Source organism: Xanthobacter sp. ZOL 2024, assembly GCF_052932325.1.
Map to the genome: position 1 here is coordinate 822,880 of NZ_CM128808.1, position 19,496 is coordinate 842,375.

21 protein-coding genes are annotated in these 19,496 nt (G+C 66.4%); 13 read left to right on the top strand and 8 right to left on the bottom strand.

Features of this window, described 5'->3' with window-relative positions; translation table 11 throughout:
* Nucleotides 1-9 precede the first annotated feature (9 nt).
* From ACU4E7_RS04025 to ACU4E7_RS04035, 3 genes are read right to left on the bottom strand one after another with little or no spacing between them, the layout of a single operon-like run.
* Nucleotides 10-1,647: a SagB/ThcOx family dehydrogenase gene (locus tag ACU4E7_RS04025; protein WP_447020719.1), complete on the bottom strand. Its 1,638-nt coding sequence runs from the start codon at nt 1,645-1,647 to the stop codon at nt 10-12.
* On the bottom strand, nt 1,644-2,075 hold the full coding sequence (locus tag ACU4E7_RS04030) for an ArsC/Spx/MgsR family protein (RefSeq protein WP_447020720.1): 432 nt from the start codon (nt 2,073-2,075) through the stop codon (nt 1,644-1,646). The genes ACU4E7_RS04025 and ACU4E7_RS04030 overlap by 4 nt, the downstream gene beginning before the upstream one ends.
* 9 nt (nt 2,076-2,084) lie before the next feature.
* Entirely contained in the window at nt 2,085-2,519 is a 435-nt protein-coding gene (locus ACU4E7_RS04035; RefSeq protein WP_238120314.1) for a response regulator, read from the bottom strand.
* Nucleotides 2,520-3,055: 536 nt separating this feature from the next.
* Here ACU4E7_RS04035 and nifH point away from each other — a divergent pair.
* The 5 genes from nifH to ACU4E7_RS04060 all read left to right on the top strand — a co-directional run bounded on the left by nifH (nt 3,056) and on the right by ACU4E7_RS04060 (nt 8,151).
* On the top strand, nt 3,056-3,937 hold the full coding sequence (gene nifH / locus ACU4E7_RS04040; RefSeq protein ID WP_447020721.1) for a nitrogenase iron protein: 882 nt from the start codon (nt 3,056-3,058) through the stop codon (nt 3,935-3,937).
* A gap of 536 nt (nt 3,938-4,473) precedes the next feature.
* A complete protein-coding gene (locus ACU4E7_RS04045) occupies nt 4,474-5,322 on the top strand; it encodes an electron transfer flavoprotein subunit beta/FixA family protein (RefSeq protein WP_238123442.1) in 849 nt (282 codons plus the stop codon).
* A gap of 40 nt (nt 5,323-5,362) precedes the next feature.
* Nucleotides 5,363-6,466 carry an electron transfer flavoprotein subunit alpha/FixB family protein gene (locus tag ACU4E7_RS04050; protein WP_238123440.1) on the top strand — a complete coding sequence of 368 codons (1,104 nt, stop codon included), beginning with the start codon at nt 5,363-5,365 and terminating at the stop codon, nt 6,464-6,466.
* Between the two features lie 11 nt (nt 6,467-6,477).
* On the top strand, nt 6,478-7,785 hold the full coding sequence (locus tag ACU4E7_RS04055; protein ID WP_238123438.1) for an FAD-dependent oxidoreductase: 1,308 nt from the start codon (nt 6,478-6,480) through the stop codon (nt 7,783-7,785).
* A 69-nt stretch (nt 7,786-7,854) separates the two neighbouring features.
* Entirely contained in the window at nt 7,855-8,151 is a 297-nt protein-coding gene (locus ACU4E7_RS04060) for a ferredoxin family protein (RefSeq protein ID WP_238123436.1), read from the top strand.
* 463 nt (nt 8,152-8,614) lie between these two features.
* Here the strand turns inward: ACU4E7_RS04060 and ACU4E7_RS04065 are convergent, their stop codons facing one another.
* The 4 genes from ACU4E7_RS04065 to ACU4E7_RS04080 form a co-directional block, all read right to left on the bottom strand.
* A complete protein-coding gene (locus ACU4E7_RS04065; RefSeq protein ID WP_238123435.1) occupies nt 8,615-8,932 on the bottom strand; it encodes a hypothetical protein in 318 nt (105 codons plus the stop codon).
* Nucleotides 8,933-8,937: 5 nt separating this feature from the next.
* Nucleotides 8,938-9,201, bottom strand: coding sequence for a hypothetical protein (locus ACU4E7_RS04070; protein ID WP_447020722.1), 264 nt, complete (start codon nt 9,199-9,201; stop codon nt 8,938-8,940).
* 34 nt (nt 9,202-9,235) lie between these two features.
* Nucleotides 9,236-10,093: a sulfurtransferase gene (locus tag ACU4E7_RS04075; RefSeq protein ID WP_238123431.1), complete on the bottom strand. Its 858-nt coding sequence runs from the start codon at nt 10,091-10,093 to the stop codon at nt 9,236-9,238.
* Between the two features lie 123 nt (nt 10,094-10,216).
* The gene (locus ACU4E7_RS04080) at nt 10,217-10,678 is read right to left on the bottom strand and encodes a hypothetical protein (protein ID WP_447020723.1); all 462 of its coding nucleotides are present in this window, start codon (nt 10,676-10,678) and stop codon (nt 10,217-10,219) included.
* A gap of 415 nt (nt 10,679-11,093) precedes the next feature.
* On the opposite strand from ACU4E7_RS04080, the gene ACU4E7_RS04085 reads away from it, so the two are divergent.
* On the top strand, nt 11,094-12,704 hold the full coding sequence (locus ACU4E7_RS04085) for a flavin monoamine oxidase family protein (protein WP_447020724.1): 1,611 nt from the start codon (nt 11,094-11,096) through the stop codon (nt 12,702-12,704).
* Nucleotides 12,705-12,739: 35 nt separating this feature from the next.
* Complete coding sequence (locus ACU4E7_RS04090) at nt 12,740-13,192, top strand: Rieske (2Fe-2S) protein (protein ID WP_447020725.1); 453 nt, start codon at nt 12,740-12,742, stop codon at nt 13,190-13,192.
* A gap of 132 nt (nt 13,193-13,324) precedes the next feature.
* Here ACU4E7_RS04090 and ACU4E7_RS04095 read toward each other — a convergent pair whose 3' ends face one another.
* Nucleotides 13,325-13,912: a hypothetical protein gene (locus tag ACU4E7_RS04095; RefSeq protein WP_238123424.1), complete on the bottom strand. Its 588-nt coding sequence runs from the start codon at nt 13,910-13,912 to the stop codon at nt 13,325-13,327.
* Between the two features lie 362 nt (nt 13,913-14,274).
* Between ACU4E7_RS04095 and ACU4E7_RS04100 the strand changes: the two genes are divergently transcribed.
* The 6 genes from ACU4E7_RS04100 to nifB all read left to right on the top strand — a co-directional run bounded on the left by ACU4E7_RS04100 (nt 14,275) and on the right by nifB (nt 19,427).
* Nucleotides 14,275-14,595 carry a HesB/IscA family protein gene (locus tag ACU4E7_RS04100; protein WP_238123422.1) on the top strand — a complete coding sequence of 107 codons (321 nt, stop codon included), beginning with the start codon at nt 14,275-14,277 and terminating at the stop codon, nt 14,593-14,595.
* Between the two features lie 73 nt (nt 14,596-14,668).
* Nucleotides 14,669-15,004 (top strand): NifU family protein, encoded by a 336-nt coding sequence (locus tag ACU4E7_RS04105; protein ID WP_238123421.1) that lies wholly within the window; start codon nt 14,669-14,671, stop codon nt 15,002-15,004.
* 43 nt (nt 15,005-15,047) lie between these two features.
* Nucleotides 15,048-16,244: a cysteine desulfurase NifS gene (gene nifS / locus ACU4E7_RS04110; RefSeq protein ID WP_447020726.1), complete on the top strand. Its 1,197-nt coding sequence runs from the start codon at nt 15,048-15,050 to the stop codon at nt 16,242-16,244.
* A gap of 114 nt (nt 16,245-16,358) precedes the next feature.
* Nucleotides 16,359-16,574, top strand: a complete 216-nt coding sequence (nifT, locus tag ACU4E7_RS04115) for a putative nitrogen fixation protein NifT (RefSeq protein ID WP_238123417.1) — start codon at nt 16,359-16,361, stop codon at nt 16,572-16,574.
* Nucleotides 16,575-16,579: 5 nt separating this feature from the next.
* Nucleotides 16,580-17,455: an SIR2 family NAD-dependent protein deacylase gene (locus tag ACU4E7_RS04120; protein ID WP_447020727.1), complete on the top strand. Its 876-nt coding sequence runs from the start codon at nt 16,580-16,582 to the stop codon at nt 17,453-17,455.
* 409 nt (nt 17,456-17,864) lie between these two features.
* Nucleotides 17,865-19,427, top strand: a complete 1,563-nt coding sequence (nifB, locus tag ACU4E7_RS04125; protein ID WP_238123415.1) for a nitrogenase cofactor biosynthesis protein NifB — start codon at nt 17,865-17,867, stop codon at nt 19,425-19,427.
* Nucleotides 19,428-19,496: the final 69 nt, after the last annotated feature.

The following is a 19,496-nucleotide window of genomic DNA, read 5'->3' on the forward strand; positions in this document are numbered from 1 at the left end:
TCAGCCTCCTCACGCCGTCCGGTCCGGATAGGCCGGAGACGACACGATGCGGGCGTCGGTCATGGGACGTCCCACGGTGAAGTGATACATGGACTGGAAGACGCGCCCCTCCAGGCCCAGAAGGCGATGCAGATCGTCGTCGAAATAGCAGCCGATGCCGGTGCCGCCGAGGCCGGCCGCCGTCGCCTCCAGATAGAGGACCTGGCCGAGCAGGCCCGCCTCCCAGAACAGCTGGCGATAGCGCCACGCCCCCTCCTCCAGCGCCGTCCCGAAGGTGGCGATAAAGCCGAGGGAAAAGCAGCTGTCCCCGGCAATGGCCTGATGGCAGCTCAGGGTGCGGATGACGCCGCGGCTGTCGGTGCGGGCGAGGCGATAAAGCGGCAGATGGGCCGGGCAGCCCTCCGGCTTCGTCCACTCGAAATCATCGCGCAGCGCCGCCCGCAGCGGCGCCTCCATCTCCGGCGCACGCGGCAGCGCATAGACGCCGGTGTCCACCCCCTCCACCTTGTGCACGAACAGCACCGGATGGAGGGATGGCGGGACATCCCACACATCGAACGGCACGGCCTGCGGGCGCAGCAACAGGGCATCCAGCAGCGACCAGAAGGTCGCCTGGGGCATGTGATATTTGGCGTCGAAACGCTGAGCGCTGCGCCGGCCGCGAATGATCTCCACGACCCGCCCCCTTGCATCGGACCGGCGTGGCGGATAGGTCGGCAGCACCATCGGCGCGCGCGCGACCGACGCGCCCCGACGCACGGTGGCGCGCGCCACCTCGTCGATCACCGGCCAGCGATACATGGGGTGGCGATCGAGCACATTGGCCGCCCCCACCCAGCCTTCCGCCAGGAGCGTCGGCAGCGGGACCGTGACGCCTTCACCCGGCGCCACATCCACCGCCAGCAGCAGCTCGGGCTCCTCGCGCTCGGCGCCGGCGAAATCCGCCGCCCGGTCAAGACCCAACAGGGCTGCGAGCCCGGCGCTGTCGAGGTCCTCCACCAGCCGCACCCGCCAGCCGAGGGCGGCTGCCGCATAACGGAACGCGGCCAGCGCATGCCCGGTATCGAGCTGGCAATAGCGGAAGGCCCGCTCGCCATATTTCCACGCCTCGCGCCACTGGATGGAGCTGAGTCCGATCCACAGGCCGGCCGGCGCGTCCGCCCCTGCATCCGCGCTTAGACAGCGTAGCTCCAGCGCGTGGTCGCGGCTCACATAATGATGCAGGCCATTCGCCAGCGCGGGCACATTGGCCGCCAGCACATAGGCCTCGGTGGGGTGGAGATTGCCACTGGAGGGATTGCAGCGCACCGCCCAGCGGTCCGGCCCCAGCTCCTTCCAAGCGGACAGGCCCATGGAGAGTTCCAGCAGTGTCGCCACCGCGCCCAGAGTCAGCGGCGCCGGCGGCACGGCGCCCGGCGTCGCCAGGGCAGAGAAGGGCGTTTCGAGCCCGTCCGCCAGCAGCGGCAGCTCGGTCCGCATACAGCCGGCGAAGGTGCGGAACGGATCGGGCTGCATGTCCCAATCCAGGGTTTCCGGGCCCGCCGCATAGCGCTTCAGGCCGTGCTTGGTGCGCTCGTGATAGGCGATCGCCACATCCACCGGTGTCACGGCCGGGGCCGCCGCGACGTTCATCGCTGCGGGGTTCATGGCTGCGGGATCGCCGTCGGGTCGGGACAGGCCCCCTCTGCGGGACGCGAGCAGCCTTGCGGCAGCGCGCCGGCATTGTCCGCGGCCAGCAGCGACAGCACCGGCTCCCGATCGAAGCCCGCGCAGCGCGCGCCGTCCACTTCCACCAGCGGGCGGCGGATCAGGATGGGCTGCTCCACCATCAGCGCCAGCGCCGCGTCCGCTGTCATGGCGGCGGGATCCACCCCCCCGGATTTCACCGCCGGCGCCGCCGGATTGAACCAGCTCGCCACCGGCGTCGGACCGAAGAAGGAGGCCAGGCGCTCCACCGTCCACGGCTCCGCCAGGAGGCTCTTCACCTCCAGCGCGTGCCCGGCATTGGCGAGCATCAGCTTCTGCCGGGCGTTGGTGCCGCAGCCGGGCTTTTCATAAAAGATGACGCGCGCCACGCCGCACCTCTACTTCATCACCGAGAGCTGAACCAGCGGCGCGGCGCCGCCGCGGCCGAGCACCGTATCCACCTTCTTGCGCACCGCCTCCAGGGTCAGCGGCTTCACCACCGCGCCGGCGGCGCCGGCCTTCATGCCGCCCACGGCCACCGCCTCGTCCGCCTTCTCGCAGACGATGAGGATGCGCACATTGGGGAACTTCTCCTTCATCTCGGCGATGATCCCGTTGCCGCGGCTCTTGAGATAGCCCACCCCTAGCAGCACCACGTGCGGCATCAGCCAGCCGGTGCCCTTCTCATAGGCTTCCTCGGGGGTCGCCAGCTCATGGGTCTCGATCTCGTCATGCAGCATGAACTGCAGGGCAGCGCGGGTGATCTCGTCCTCGTCCACCACGAACACACGCCGCTGGTCGACCGCTTTGGAAGTCTCAACGCCGATCTGCATCTGGTCCCTCGCTTCAATCCCCCGGAAACCCTGCCGCGACCCGCAAGGCGCAGACGCCCGCCGCACGCGGCGTTCTCAGCAAAGCAAATTCCATTCCGCAGGCCACCGCGGGCGATCGACACGGTCGTGAGGCGCGCGTGATCAAGGTCGGGCGCCGCTGCGTTTGACGCGTGCGCCGGATGCCCCGCTCCGCCGCACGCAGCCGACCCCGTACAACATGTTTCGATTGCGACAGACAAAGTGCTGCATGTCGGGTTCGACACACCTTGCCAAAACGGCCCTTCACCTTCGGAATTTGACGTAAATCAAGACTTTCCGGCGCCCGCTGGCGACTGGCATGGGCCTTGCTGGTTGCTTTGCGCAACAGCGAGTGAGGGCTGAGTGCACGCCTAGGCCAAGTCCAGTGATGGATCCCTGCCAGCGATGCGCTCCTTCCCGTAACCCGCGGGGCGTTTCCGACGAAAATTTGCTTTGACTTGAGAAACGGCCTCGCGCCACGCGCGCGCTGGTCTCAAATAGGTTCGAAGGAGAGCAAGATGTCTTCTCTGCGACAGATCGCGTTTTACGGCAAGGGTGGTATCGGCAAGTCCACCACCTCCCAGAACACCCTGGCTGCGCTCGCGCAGATGGGTCACAAGATCCTCATCGTGGGTTGCGACCCGAAGGCGGACTCCACCCGCCTGATCCTGCACGCCAAGGCCCAGGACACCATCCTGTCGCTGGCGGCCAACGCCGGCTCGGTGGAAGACCTCGAGCTCGAAGACGTGATGAAGATCGGCTTCGAGGACATCAAGTGCGTTGAGTCCGGCGGTCCGGAGCCGGGCGTGGGCTGCGCCGGCCGCGGCGTGATCACCTCCATCAACTTCCTGGAGGAGAACGGCGCCTACGAGGACATCGACTACGTGTCCTACGACGTGCTGGGCGACGTGGTGTGCGGCGGTTTCGCCATGCCCATCCGTGAGAACAAGGCCCAGGAGATCTACATCGTCATGTCCGGCGAGATGATGGCCATGTATGCGGCCAACAACATCTCCAAGGGCATTCTGAAGTATGCGAACTCCGGCGGCGTGCGCCTGGGCGGGCTGGTGTGCAACGAGCGCCAGACCGACAAGGAGCTGGAGCTGGCGGAGAGCCTGGCGAAGAAGCTCGGCACCGAGCTGATCTACTTCGTGCCGCGCGACAACATCGTGCAGCACGCTGAGCTGCGCCGCATGACCGTGGTGGAGTATGCGCCCGACAGCGCCCAGGCCCAGCACTACCGGAACCTGGCGACCAAGGTGCATGCGAACAAGGGCAACGGCATCATCCCGACCCCGATCACCATGGACGAGCTGGAAGACCTGCTCATGGAGCACGGCATCATGAAGGCCGTGGACGAGAGCCAGGTCGGCAAGACCGCCGCCGAGCTCACCGCCTGATCGGCTGACCACTCGCGCTTCAGGCGGAAATATCAAAATTTCTGCCTGAAGCGATTTTTCCTCCGGCCCTTTCTTTCAAGTCCTGTCCTTTTTCAGACGGCCGGACACTCCTCATAGTCTTTGTCGAATTTTATCGACTTTTCCTAACCTTCCCCCATTCATCATCTGGCCTCTCGCCACCCGGCGAGAGGCCATTTTTCAAGCTGCCCGAGCGCCGCGCGTCACGGCGCTCGCAGCGATCCTGTCGGCATTCATCCATGGGCGACAGCCCCGTCGCACGACTGCGACGAACCTCTCGGGCGCCCATGCTGCCGGCGCTGCGATCGGGCGCGTGTCGTGGGTTGCTTCTGCGAATCTGTCGCGTTCCCGACATGGTTTGGCGCACCCGCGGCGCCACCGCCGGCGACGCCCGGCCACGGCGCCTCAGCGATCTTTATAAGTTATTGTAATCAAAATCTAATATGACACGCGACTGCATTGGTACGGTGCTTGCTAGTCCTGGCCCAGGAGCCAAAACAAGGGCTCGGAGCACTCTCATGCACATCGTCGTCTGCATCAAACAGGTCCCGGATTCGGCACAGATCCGCGTCCACCCCGTCACCAACACGATCATGCGGCAGGGCGTGCCGACGATCATCAATCCGTATGATCTGTTCGCCCTCGAAGAAGCCATGCGCCTGCGCGACAAGTTCGGCGGCGAAGTCACCGTGCTCACCATGGGCCCGCCCTCGGCCGAGGACAGCCTCCGCAAGGCCCTCACCTTCGGCGTCGACCGCGCGGTGCTGCTCACCGACCGTTTCTTCGCCGGTTCCGATACCCTGGCCACCTCCTTCGCGCTGGCCACCGCCATCAGCAAGATCGGCGAGACCTGGGGCAAGCCGGACATCGTCTTCACCGGCAAGCAGACCATCGACGGCGACACCGCCCAGGTCGGCCCCGGCATCGCCAAGCGGCTCGGCCTGATGCAGGTCACCTATGTGGCCAAGGTCGCCGAATATGACGGCGAGGAGCGGACCGTCACCCTGGAGCGCCGCGCCGAAGGCGGCACCCAGGTGCTGAAGAGCTCGCTGCCGTGCCTCATCGCCATGCTGGAAGGCACCAACGAGATCCGTCGCGGCACCATGGCCGACGCCCTGCGCGGCGCCCGCGCGGAGATCGTCAAGTGGAGCGCCAAGGACGCTGGCGTCGAGGACCTCACCAAGTGCGGGCTGAAGGGCTCACCCACCATCGTGAAGCGCGTGTTCGCGCCGAGCCCCCGGGCCGAGAAGGCGCAGATGATCGAGGTTCCGGAAGGCGCGTCCCTGGCCGACGCGCTGATCGACGACATCTTCAAGCGCCAGCCCAATCTCGAACCCGATCTCACCGCGCTGGCCCGCGGCTTCTGACCGGCGGACCCCAACGAGGACAAAGAAGAAGGCACTAGCCATGAGCGAGCCGAAAAAGACCCCCGCCGCCGGCGGCCGCGCCTCCACCAAGAAAGAGCTGCCGGAACACTTCAAGGCGTACAAGCACGTCTGGGTGTTCGTCGAACAGGAGCGCGGGCAGGTTCATCCCGTGTCGTGGGAGCTGCTCGGCGCCGGCCGCAAGCTCGCCGACAAGCTGGGCGTCGAGCTCGCCGCCGTGGTGCTGGGCGCCGAGGGCGAGACCGTGCGGCACGCCGTGGCCGAATCCTTCTGCTACGGCGCCGACCTCGCCTATGTGGTGGCCGACCCGGTGCTGACCGATTATCGCAACGAAGCCTACACGGCGGCGATGACCACCCTGGTCAACACCTACAAGCCGGAGATCCTGCTGCTGGGCGCCACCACCCTCGGCCGCGATCTCGCCGGCGCTGTCGCCACCACCCTGCTCACCGGCCTCACCGCCGATTCCACCGAGCTCGACGTGGACGCGGACGGTTCCCTGGCCGCCACCCGCCCCACCTTCGGCGGCTCGCTGTTGTGCACCATCTACACGCTGAACTACCGGCCGCAGATGGCCACCGTGCGGCCCCGCGTGATGTCCATGCCGGAGCGGGTGGAAAAGCCCGTGGGCAAGGTGATCGAGCATCCCCTCGGCGTGGTCGAGGCGGACATCGTCACCAAGGTTCTGAATTTCATTCCCGACCGGGACTCCTCCAAGTCCAACCTCGCCTATGCCGACGTGGTGGTGGCAGGCGGCATGGGTCTCGGCTCGCCGGAGAACTTCCAGCTGGTGCGCCAGCTGGCGCTCACCATCGGCGCCGAATACGGCTGCTCGCGGCCGCTGGTGCAGAAGGGCTGGGTCACCTCCGACCGCCAGATCGGCCAGACCGGCAAGACCATCCGCCCGCGGCTCTATATCGCCGCCGGCATCTCGGGCGCCATTCAGCACCGGGTGGGCGTTGAGGGCGCGGACCTCATCGTCGCCATCAACACCGACAAGAACGCGCCCATCTTCGATTTCGCCCATGTGGGCCTCATCACCGATGCGGTGCGCTTCCTGCCTGCGCTGACCGAGGCCTTCAAGAAGCGCCTCTCCGCCCATTCCACCGACAAGCTGGCCAGCTGAGGAGACGTGCCATGATCGACGAAAGGTTCGATGCCATCGTGGTGGGTGCCGGCATGGCCGGCAATGCCGCCGCCTACAGCCTGGCCACCAAGGGCCTGAAGGTGCTGCAGCTGGAGCGCGGCGAATATTCCGGCTCCAAGAATGTGCAGGGCGCCATTCTGTATGCCGACATGCTCGAGAAGATCATTCCGGACTTCCGTGAGGACGCCCCGCTCGAGCGCCACCTCATCGAGCAGCGCTTCTGGATGATGGGGGAGAGCTCCCACACCGGCCTGCACTACCGCTCCGACGACTTCAACGAGGAGAAGCCGAACCGCTACACCATCATCCGCGCCCAGTTCGACAAGTGGTTCAACAAGAAGGTCCAGGAGGCCGGCGCCCTGGTGGTGTGCGAGACCACGGTGACCGAGCTGGTTCAGGATGCCTATGGCAAGGTGATCGGCGTGAAGACCGATCGCGGCGGCGGCCAGATCCATGCCGACGTGGTGGTGCTCGCCGAAGGCGTCAGCGGCCTGCTCGGCACCCGGGCCGGCCTGCGCAAGATCCCCAAGCCCACCGACGTGGCGCTGGCGGTGAAGGAAATGCACTTCCTGCCGCAGGAGGTGATCGAAGAGCGCTTCAACCTCAAGGGCAACGAGGGCGCGGTGATCGAGGCCGCCGGCACCATCTCCGCGGGGATGACCGGCATGGGCTTCATCTACACCAACCGGGAGTGCATCTCGCTGGGCATCGGCTGCCTGGTGTCGGATTTCCAGAAGAGCGGGGAATCCCCCTACACCCTCCTGGAGAAGTTCAAGAAGCACCCCTCCGTCGCCCCCCTCATCGAGGGCTCGGAAGTGAAGGAATACGCCGCCCACCTCATCCCCGAGGGCGGCTACAAGGCCATTCCGCAGCTGTTCGGCGATGGCTGGGTGGTGGTGGGCGATGCCGCCCAGCTCAACAACGCCATCCACCGCGAGGGCTCCAACCTCGCCATGACCTCCGGCCGCATTGCCGCTGAGGCCATCTTCCAGGTCAAGTCCCGCAAGGAGCCGATGACCGCCAGCAACCTCGCGCTCTACAAAAAGATGCTCGAGGACAGCTTCGTCATGAAGGACCTCAAGAAGTACAAGGACATGCCGCAGCTGCTGCACGTCCAGTCTCAGAACTTCTTCCTCACCTATCCGCAGCTCGTCAACAAGGCGATGCAGAACTTCGTGCGCGTCGACGGCACGCCGAAGAAGGAGAAGGAGAAGCTCACCATGAAGTCGTTCACCTCGGCGCGGTCATGGGCGGGCCTGTTCGGCGACGCCTTCCGCCTCGCCCGGGCGTGGCGCTGAGCACCGAACTGTCACGACAACGCCGCGGCCGGATGAGAGCACGGACGCGGCTCACCGAGGGAGATGGACATGGCTACCGAGACCGCAGTCCGCGTCGAAGACAAACTCTTTCAGAACCGCTACCTGGTGGATGCCGGCCGCGCCCACATCAAGGTGCGTCCCCACAATGAGCCGACCCCGGCCCTCAAGGCCCTGCTCACCGCCTGCCCGGCGCGCTGCTACGAGCTGAACGACAAGGGCCAGGTGGAAATCACCGCCGACGGCTGCGTCGAGTGCGGCACCTGCCGGATCATCGGCGAGCCCTCCGGCGACATCGAGTGGAACTATCCGCGCGGCGGCTACGGCGTGCTATTCAAGTTCGGCTGACCCCGCGCCGGCGGGCGCAGGCCCGCCCCCGCGCCGGCCTTCTCCGGCGGTCCGCCGCCTCGGATCTCACGTTGGAATTGCCGATCTATCGACCCGGTGAGGCGCCGTTCTTTCAGCCTTAAGTCCGCGGTAGATCATATGCATTTGCGCTTGACCATTCGTCGCCGTCTTCAGCCGCATGGGGCCGCCGCCCCATGCGGCTGACTTGCCTCTGCGGCCCCGTGAGGCTGATGAGCGCCACCCGCCGGCCCGGCTTCGCTGCCAAGAGCCGGACCGCGCGCCCGGGCGCGGTTCAGCGGATCTCGCCGTTTCCGACGGCAAGGCGCGCACCGCCTTCGGGTGCACGGCCGCCCGCCCCTGTCCAGGCTGCTCAGCAAAAGCAAAAGGCGCGGCAGACTGGATCTGCCGCGCCGCATGCGCATCCTCGATCAGCCGCGCCCGCGCACCGCACCCGGCGCGCGGCTCACTCGATGCCTTCGCTGCGGGCGCGCCACATCATGGCGATGCGAAAGCGCTCGTTGATGGCGGCCGGGCTCGCGAGAATCTCCGCTTCTGCCTCCTTGAAGGCCTTCTCCACCAGATCGGCTTCCTCCTGGTTCAGCGTTACCCGCCCCGCCATGTGAGTGGCGTCCGGTGCCACGTCCCAGATCTTGCGGCGATTGGGGTGCAGCTTCACCTCCATGAGATCGAAGGCTTCGAGCTTGCCATCGAGCATAATGGCCAGGCCCACCACCTCGAGCTTGCGTCCGTCCGCCGTGGTCTTGATCAATGTGGTTGCCATGATGATCACCCGTCCTGAATGGCCAGCCAGCTGTATCCCCCCTGATCCCAGAGCTGAGCCAGCATCTGGTCACAGGCCCAGTCCGGATATTGCGCCTTCACGGCGTCGAAATCCGACCGGAAGCGTTCCGCGTCCTCGCCCTCGAGCAGCGCGCTCAGCTGCTCGGTCTTGAAGCGCAGCAGATAGCGCGCGCCATCGGTGGAGGCGTGGAGGGAATAGTCTTCGCCGTCGCAGAGCAGGTCCGCCGGCTCATCTTGCTGCGCGCCCATCGCTGGCTCCAAGCTGGCTTGCGCGATGCCACCGTCACGCGGCGGCTGCGGGAGTGTCCTCGGCCTGGCCCCATTCGGCCCACGAGCCGTCATAGACGGCCGCCGCGGGGCAGCCGATCAGATGAAGCCCGAGCGCCAGAACGCAGGAGATGGTGCCGCTGGCGCAGGTGACCACGATCGGCCGCTGAAGGTCGATGCCGGCCGCGGCGAACCGCGCGGCAATGGCCTCCTGAGGAATGAACGCACCGCTGTCCGGCACGATCAGGTCGCCCCAGGGCACGTTAATGGCGTTGGGAATGTGGCCATTCTTGCGCACCGGAAAGACATCCGGCTGGCTACCGTCGAACTTCGCCGGGCCGCGCGCGTCCAGCACCTGTTCGGCGCCGCTGGTGATATTGCCCCGCATCTGGTCCAGGGTGCGCACCAGGGCGGACGAGAAGGTGGCGGTGAAGGTCTTCGGTTCCGGCCGCACCGGCGACATTTCGGTGGCGCGCTTTTCCGCCACCCATTTGCCATAGCCGCCATCGAGCACGGCAACCGTATCGTAGCCGAAGACGCGGAACATCCACCACACGCGGGCCGCCGCCGAGCCGCCGCAATTGCGGTCATAGACCACCACCCGGTCGCCGTCGCCAATGCCGAGCAGGCCGACCTTCTTGGCGAAATCGGCGGCGGAGGGCAGCATGTGGGGCAGGCTGGTGGCCTTGTCGGCCACGTGGTCGATGTCGAAATGCACCGCGCCGGGCAGGTGGCGTCCGCGATACTGCGTGCGGCCGTCGAGATTGGTGCTCTCGTGATGCCAGGTGCAGTCGAGGATCTTGAGATCCGGGTCCGAAAGATGCTCGGCGAGCCACTCGGTGCTGACCAGGGGCCCGGGAAGTGGAGTGCTCATGAGGTCCCGTTCTCCTTCTCGACAAGCCGGCGCGACCATCTGAGCCGCCACCGGGCGTGATGACCTGACAGGCGCAAGGGGCCGGCGCGCCAGAGGCCGGCGCACACGGCCCCGGCCGGCGCCTCAGCGCACCTTCGGCAGTTCGAAACCGGGCCGCGGATGGCTGTCGTAATAGTCCTCGCGCTCCGGCCAGCCGCCTTCCGCGTTGAACTTGAACGACGCCACCTTCACCGGCGCGCCATTGGAGCACGACACTTCGGTGAACTTGATCTCGCGATCCCCCGGGCCAGCGGAGAAGTCCGCCACCACCGTGCCATCCGCCTTGCAGGCGCGGGCGAAGCCGGGCGTGCCCACATCCACCGCCGGCACCGCGGCGACCACGAAATTGGGCACCTCCGAACCGTCCTCAGAGGGAGTATTGAAGGCGGGCGTGGCGAAGGTGAAGGCCGCCAGCTTGCCGCTGCGATCCACCGCGGCATCCGCCGACAGGGGCCGCGCCACCGAATAGACGGTCAACGTGCCGCCAGCCAGGGCTTCCTTGATCTCATCGAGGGAGCATTTCGCGAAATCCGACGCGACGATCATTGGCAATCTCCAAAGGCAATCAAACGGTGCTGCCAGCGAATTCATCAAATTTCATGCCAATTCATCCCGTGGCGCAGACGAGGCAACGACCCGGAACCGCGCAGCCTTTGCGCGGGCAGGACTTTCCGTGTTCCCCGCCCCGCCCTGATAGACGACGCCGATTGGCTCGCCCGCCCCGCGCCGTGTCAGGAAGCCGCCGCGCGGCGCGACAATGCCGACGTCCGTGTCGCAGTTGGCCCCAGCCGGCGCGGCGCGGGCACCTCGCTGTTCTCTGGTCGCCGACCGTGAACCGCTGCCATGCCTCGCGTTTCGCCGCTGGCGGGGGCGGCGCGCGCGGGACGGCGGCGGTGAGCGCGAATCTTGCAAGAGCTCCAAAGACGCGCGTCTCGCGAACACGTCATGCGAAGGACAGTCCATGCTCGACACAGCGATCATCGGCGGCGGACTTTGCGGCCTCGCCCTGGCCCGGCAGCTCCACCGGCAGGATCGGGATTTCGCCCTCTACGAGGCGCGCCCCCGCCTCGGCGGCCGCATCCTCACCGCCGTCTCGGCGACCAGCGGCGAAGCCCTCGACCTCGGCCCCACCTGGTTCTGGCCCGACAGCCAGCCCCTCATCAGCGCCTTCCTGACCGACCTCGACATCCCCACCTTCCTGCAGCACGACGAAGACGCGGTGCTGCACCTTACGGAAGCCGACAAGAGCGCCCAGCCGGTGGCCACGCAGGGCGTGCACGGCGGCGCCCGGCGGGTGGAGGGCGGCCTGTCGCGGGTGATCGCCACCCTCGCCGCCGAGCTGCCGGAAGACAGCATTCATCGCGGCCACGTGCTGGTGGCGCTGGCGGACAAGGGCGATCACGTCACCCTCACCCTGCGTTCCGGCGACTGCCTGATGGAGGTGGATGCCCGCCAGGTGGTGCTGGCGCTGCCGCCGCGCCTGGTGGTGGAAACCGTCGCCTTCACCCCCGAGCTGGACGCCGCCACCCGCGAGGCCATGGCTGCCGCGCCCACCTGGATGGCGGCCCAGGCCAAGGTCGTGATCGCTTACACCGCGCCCCACTGGCGCCACGCCGGCCAATCGGGCAACGCCTTCGTCACCCACGAGCAGGCGGTGGTGGGCGAGATCTTCGATGCCTGCAACGCCAATGGCACCACGGCGGCGCTCGGCGGCTTCCTGGCCTTTCCGCCGGAGCTGCGGGAGAGCTTCGCGGTCGGCCTGCCCATGCTCATGAAGAGTCAGATGGTGCAGGTCTTCGGCACCGCCCTCGATGGCGAGGGCGAGCTGCATTACCAGGATTGGGCGTGCGAGCCCTTCACCTGCAGCGCCCGAGACCGCGCCGAACCGGCCGGCGAGCATGTGGCCTTCTCCAATCCCCTGCTGCGCCGGCCGCTGTGGGACGGGCGGCTCTATCTCGGTGGCTCGGAGACCGCCACCCAGGGCGCCGGCTATCTGGAAGGGGCGCTGGAGGCGGCGCGGCGGATCGACCGAGCCCTGACCCGCCAGCGGGTGGCCGATGCGCTGGACGACGGCCTGCCCACCATCGCCGGCACCGTCAACGCCATCAGCCTCGCCCGCTTTGCCGCCTGGGTCTCCGGCCAGAACGATGCCGCGTTCGACATGTATCGCAGCCGCCTCAACCGGGCGCTGGCGAGCCAGGAGCGCGAGCAGCTGACCCAGCGCGCCATGCTGGGCGCCATCGAGGATATCTATGAGCGGGCGGTGGATCTGCTCGACACCCTGCCCTTCGACATGCGCGAGGTGCCGGTGGAAAAGGGTCGCTCGGCCTTGATGACCCAGGTGCAGGCGCCGTTCCGCGACTTCATCCAGACCCTGCTCGACGACGTGGTCGCCTTCAACCGCACCTCGTGCGCCCTGTCCAACTTCCCCGGAGAGCACCATCTGTCGAAGGATTATGTGCAGACCATCCTGAGGGACGTCGCGGCGGCCTGGCGCGACTTCTCCCTGGCCGCCAATCGCCGGCTGCTGGCCAAGGCCGAGCAATCGGCCGCCCAACCCCATCTGGCTTGAAGGCCCAGCCCCATCGACCCGCAGAAGAGGACCACATGGAACCCAACGTCGCGCAAGACGAAGCCCCCGGCGAGATCATCGCCTACGCCATCTGCTCCATGAGCGACATTCCCAGCCAGCGGGCCCGTGGCTTCCAGCTGGTGCGGCTCGACGAGAACGGCGTGGAGCAGCCGTTCAACATCGTCGTGGTGCGCTGGGGCAAGCAGGTGTTCGGCTATGAGAACGTCTGCCCCCACAACCAGGTCAATCTGGATTGGGAGCGCCACCAGTTCATGGACCCCAACGGCATCCGCCTGATGTGCGGCAAGCACGGCGCCATCTTCGAGATCGGCACCGGCGCGTGCCTCGATGGGCCGTGCAAGGGCGAGGGCCTCACCCCCGTGCCGCTGGCGGTGCTCGACAATGAAATCTGCGTGGTGGGCATTCCCCTGGCGGAGGACGAGGAGGAGGAGATCACCTCCTGCTCCGACGAGGGCGGCGGCGTGTGAGCGCGCGCCCGCATCGCCAGTCCCGCTGTCACGCGTCCCCTGCAGCACCGGCCGCCCGGCCGGCTCCGAGGCCGGCCTGCAGCCGGCCTCGGGCGGGAGACACTGAAGGGACAGGATGGGAAAGGACGCGGCTCAGACCGGCCGGTTCGCGTTGCGGTTCTTCACCGGCTCCATCACCTCAAGGCCCTTTTCATAGGTGATGGGCTCATACTCCTCATGCCAGGCCGCAGCGGCATCCAGCACCACATCGGTCTTGGCGCCGGTATCGAGCTTCTTGATGTCGTTCTTGTCGATACTCAGAAGGTCGGTCATCTCCTTCCACACCGTGGACTCATCGCAGGGCAGCACATAGAAGGTCTTGCCGCCGTAGCTGACGCGATACTTCGCCAGAAGGTCGATGTTATTGCAGAACAGGAAATATTTCCCGTCGGGCGCAAGCGCGTCGCCCATCACCTCGACCACGTCCTTGAGGAAGGCGAAATTCTGCAGGTAGCCGGCCAGCACCGGGACAGCGGACTTGCCCGCCTCTCCGAAGGTGATCACCTGTTCCATGGTGTATTCCGGCGGCCGCTTCTCATCGGCGAGCTGGGTCTGGAACTTCAAGGCGATGTCCCCGCGGAAGTCGAACCGGCCAGCCTTCGTGGGCTGCTTCAACACCGCGTTGAGCAGCCGCCCTTCCTTGTCGAGGCGGCCCAGGGGAGTATCGTCGATCGCAGTCATGTGGTGTCTCCGAGTTTTCGCGCACAACGGCACCGGCGCATGTGGCTTCCGCCCCTCGGCGCGACGTGCGGCCCGCGCGAACGCAGGCGCGATCGTTATGCAAAGGCTTTGCCGAACCGCCCGACGCCACCGACGAACTCTGAGCAAACGCAATAAGGCATTGACCGAACGCGCCTTTCTTCTGATGGGCGCGGCCCACACGCGGCCCTCGCCATGACACCTCCCAGGCTGTCCGAAACCGGACAAGCGTCGCAAACACAACAGCCGCCCGGCGAAAAATTGATATAAATCAGTTCTTTGGATATTGGCACGCGACTTGCTGATTGAGGGCGGAGCGCTCCTCTTCAGCGAAGGTCGAAGCGATGATTAATCTGACCGACAGCGCCTTGAACGCCGTGCGCGAGGCGATCGTCAGCGCCCCGGAACCCATGGGCGGGCTGCGCATCATGGTCGAGGCCGGTGGCTGCGCCGGGTACAAATATCTCATGGGCCTCGTCAACGATGGCGAACCGGATGACACGGTCATCGAGCGCGAGGGCGTGAAGGTGTTCGTGGACATGAACAGCCATGAACTGCTGGCCGGCACCACCATCGATTTCGTTGTGGCGCTGGAGGGCTCCGGCTTCACCTTCGAGAATCCCAACGCCACCAGCAGCTGCTCCTGCGGCAAGTCGTTCGGCTGACGCCGCCGCACACGCCCTGCGCCCGGTCCACCCCGGGCGCCGAACCGACCCCCTTCACGAAAAGGACAGTGCGATGTTGGTCGAGACCGACGAACTGAAGACCGAGAACCGCGCCCCCGCGTCTGCCCGGCAGGCGGAACGCGAGGCGATCATCCGCGCCGTGATCGAGGAAGTCCGTCCCAATCTCAAGCGCGACGGCGGCGACTGCGAGTTGGTCGAGATCGACGGCAACAAGGTCATGGTGAAGATGACCGGCGCCTGTGTCTTCTGCAAGCTGGCCAGCGAGACCATCGAGGGCATCCAGTCCAAGATCGTCGAGCGGCTCGGCGAGCTGGTGCGGCTGATCCCGGTGGCGGGCAGCCTCAACAAGCCGCTGGTGAACCTGAAGGCCCCCGCCCCGGCGCAATGAGCGCCGGGCCCGCCGTCCCGGCCCGAACCCGAAGGGATTAGCCGTGTCGCCCGTCTATCTGGACAACAATGCGACGACCCGGACCGACCCGTCCGTGGTGGACGCCATGTTGCCGTTCTTCTCGGAGCATTTCGGCAACGCCTCGTCCACCCACGCTTTCGGCGAGACGGTCGGCGAGGCCGTGAAGGCCGCCCGCAAGCAATTGCAGGCCCTGTTGGGCACGGCCCATGATCACGAGATCATCTTCACCTCCGGCGGCACGGAATCCGACAATGCCGCCCTTCTCTCGGCCCTGGAGGTTCAGGACGGCCGGGACGAGGTGGTGACCACCCAGGTGGAGCACCAGGCTATCCTGGCGCCCCTGGCGCACCTAGAAAAGACGCGCGGCATCAAGGTCCATTACATCGGCGTCGACCGCAACGGGCGGCTGGATATGGACGCCTACGCGGCGGCGCTTGGCCCGCGCACGGCCCTCGCCACCGTCATGTGGGCGAACAATGAGACCGGCACCCTGTTCCCCGTGAACACCCTGGCGCAGATGGCCCACGCCGCCGGCGCGCTGTTCCACACGGACGCGGTGCAGGCGGTGGGCAAGCTGCCCATGGACCTCAAGTCCATGGACATCGACATGCTCTCCCTGTCGAGCCACAAGCTGCACGGCCCCAAGGGTGTCGGTGCGCTCTATGTGAAGAAGGGCGTGAAGTTCAAGCCGCTCATCCGGGGTGGCCACCAGGAGCGCGGGCGGCGCGGCGGCACCGAGAACGTGCCGGGCGTCATCGGCCTCGGCGCCGCGGCGGCCCTGGCCCTGGGCCATCTCGAGGACGAGGCGACGCGGGTGAAGGCCCTGCGCGATCGCCTGGAACAGGGCGTGCTGCAGCAGGTGCCCCATTGCCTGGCTAATGGCGACAGCGCCAACCGGCTGCCCAACACCGCCAACATCGCCTTCGAGTATCTCGATGGCGAAGCGGTGCTACTGCATCTCAACCGGGCCGGCATCGCCGCCTCCACGGGCTCCGCCTGCACCTCGGGCTCCACCGAGCCCTCCCATGTGCTCAAGGCCATGAACCTGCCCACCACCGCCCTGCACGGCGCGATCCGCTTCTCGCTCTCGCGCGAGAACACCGGCGCGGACGTGGACCGGGTGCTGGATGCGCTGCCCGACATCATCACCCGGCTGCGGGACCTCTCCCCGGCCTGGAAGAACCGGCCTCAGACAGCCCCGGCGGCCTCCGATGCCTGATCCTCATGCCGTCACCCGGCCGCGTCGTGGTGACCTCCGAATGACCGGACCGCGGGCGCAGCGCCCCGATCATGGTCGCAGCGGCGAGTTGAACGCGATCCAGGAGCTCAACGTATGAAAGTCATGATTCGCCGTTCCCCGGAGATGGGTCTGTCGATCTATGTCCCGAAGAAGGACCTCGAGGAGCCGATCGTCGAGACCGAACACGAAACCCTGTGGGGTGGCTGGATCAAGATCGCCAACGGCTGGGTGCTCGAGCTGCCGGAGATGGCTGCCGACACCAACCTGCCCATCACTGTGAACGCCCGCAAACGGGGCGAGGACGAGTAAGCGCCATGAACCTTCCCGTTCCCCCCGGGGATGTCCTGAAGCTGGCCGACGCCGAGGCGATCCTCGCCGACGTGGCGCGCGAGCTGCCCTCGGGCAACATCATCCCCTATCTCGGCTCCGCCATCAGCGACGGGGTCAACCCCGCCGTGCCCATGACCCCGGAGGCGCTGGCCGCCTTCTTCGCCACCAAGGTGGCGCTGCCCAAGCGGGCCAAGGGCAATCCCTGGTCGGCCGCCCAGCACATCGAGGGCAGCAAGCTGCGGGCCACGGTCACCCACCTGATGACCGAGGCCTTCAGCCCCGTGGTGGAGCCCACCGCGCTGCACACCCTTCTGGCCAGCCTGCCGCTGCCCGTCATCATCGACACCTGGTATGACGGCACCATGCGGCGGGCCCTCGAAGGGCGGGCCGACTGGGGCGAGGTGCAGGGCATCAGCCGCGCCGGCATTGGCGAGGACCGCTGGTATCGCTTCTATGACACCACCGGCGCCGAGACCAACCGCGACGCCGCCGAAGGCTGGACCACCATCCTCTACACACCCCACGGCAGCGTCAGCCCGGCGAAGAACTACCTCATCTCCGACGCGGATTATGTGGAGGTTCTGACGGAGATCGACATTCAGACGCCGATCCCCGACATCATCAAGCAGCGGCGCACGGAACGCTCGTTCCTGTTCCTCGGCTGTCGCTTTCACGACCAGATGCTGCGCAACTACGCGCGGCAGATCTCCAAGCGCTCCCGCACGCCCCATTATGCTTTGGTGGATCCCGACCAGCTCACCAAGAACGAATTGCGCTTCCTGCTGAGCCACGCCATCACCCCCATCGCCGTGCCGCTGGCGCGCGCCACTGAGATCATCACGGCCAACGCCAAGGCGTGACAGGCCCGATCGACGGACACGAGGAGCGGGGCCCACGCAACGGGCCCCGCTCCTCGCGTTTGTGGGTCACCGCGTTGGCAGACCAATGCATTCGATGAGATGTGTTCAAATTCCCCGGGTTGAGCGCGTCCCGCGATCCGTATTTTTCCGGAATAGATTTCCGGTTCGACTTTGAATAAATGGTGCGTTTGTCGCATGTGCTGTTGTCGTCCATCTGCGTGTAACGTTTCCAACATGTCGTGAGCGCCCCACCTCTGTTTGGGCCCATGTGCGGAACGTGACAGCCGCGATAAACTCCAACGTTTTGAAATTTCTAAAGAAAATTCTCGCGCGCAAGCTGGCACGCCTGTTGCTCCAAGCCTCTCAGGATTGAGTTTTTGGGATCCTGCTGAGAGCAAGGAGCAGAACCATGGACGCGACGACACAGCACGAGGGCGAGGCCATCGGCACGCCCGAGAAGCTCGCGGAAATCATGCAGGCGAAGGCCGAGCACCAGGGTTGCGGCACATCGGGCGGCTCGGGCAAGGCGAGCTGCGGCTCGTCTGCCGGCCAGGGCGACCTGCCCACTGAGATCTGGGAAAAGGTGAAGAACCATCCTTGCTACAGCGAGGAAGCCCACCACCATTATGCGCGCATGCATGTTGCCGTCGCCCCGGCGTGCAACATCCAGTGCAACTACTGCAATCGCAAGTATGACTGCGCCAACGAGAGCCGTCCCGGCGTGGTCTCCGAAAAGCTGACCCCCGAGCAGGCCGCCAAGAAGGTGCTGGCGGTGGCCTCCACCATCCCGCAGATGACCGTGCTCGGCATCGCCGGCCCGGGCGACCCGCTGGCCAACCCGGAAAAGACCTTCAAGACCTTCGAGCTGATCAACCGGACCGCGCCCGACATCAAGCTTTGCCTGTCCACCAACGGCCTGGCCCTGCCCGACCACGTGGACACCATCGCCGGCTTCAACGTCGACCACGTGACCATCACCATCAACATGGTGGATCCCGAAGTCGGCGCGAAGATCTATCCGTGGGTGTTCTGGAAGCACAAGCGCTACACCGGCTACGAGGCGGCCAAGATCCTCACCGATCGCCAGCTGCAGGGCCTGGAGATGCTCACCGAGCGTGGCATCCTCTGCAAGATCAACTCGGTGATGATCCCCGGCATCAACGACAACCACCTGGTTGAAGTGAACCGGGCGGTGAAGTCGCGCGGCGCATTCCTGCACAACATCATGCCCCTCATCTCCTCGCCCGAGCACGGCACCGTGTTCGGCCTCAACGGCCAGCGCGGCCCGACCGCCCAGGAGCTCAAGGCGCTCCAGGACCGGTGCGAGGGCGAGATGAACATGATGCGCCACTGCCGCCAGTGCCGCGCCGACGCCGTGGGCCTCCTGGGTGAGGACCGCTCGGCCGAGTTCACCACCGACAAGATCATGGCCATGGAGGTCAATTACGACCTCGAGAGCCGCCAGGCCTACCAGGCGCTGGTGGAGGAAGAGCGCGTCGCCAAGGTGGCCGCCAAGCAGGCGGAGCTGGAAAGCCTTGCCGGTGAGCAGAGCGACATCAAGCTGCTGGTCGCCGTCGCCACCAAGGGCTCGGGCCTGGTGAACGAGCACTTCGGCCACGCCAAGGAGTTCCAGGTGTGGGAACTCTCCACCGGCGGCGCCAAGTTCGTCGGCCATCGCCGGGTCGATCTCTACTGCCAGGGCGGCTATGGCGAGGAGGACTCGCTGGAGACCATCATCCGCGCCATCAACGATTGCCATGCGGTGTTCGTGGCGAAGATCGGCGGCTGCCCGAAGGCGGACCTCATCAAGGCCGGTATCGAGCCCGTGGACCAGTTCGCCCACGAATTCATCGAGAAGTCCGCCATCACCTGGTTCAAGGACTACCTGGCCAAGGTGAAGAGCGGCGAGATCGAGCACACCGTGCGCGGTGACGCCGAGATCCGCCAGGGCGCCCTCATCAGCGCCGCCTGACCGGTTCCGCACACCTTCCCGGGGACGGCGGCATGGCCCGCCGCCCCCCTTTCACACAGCGCAAGCCAA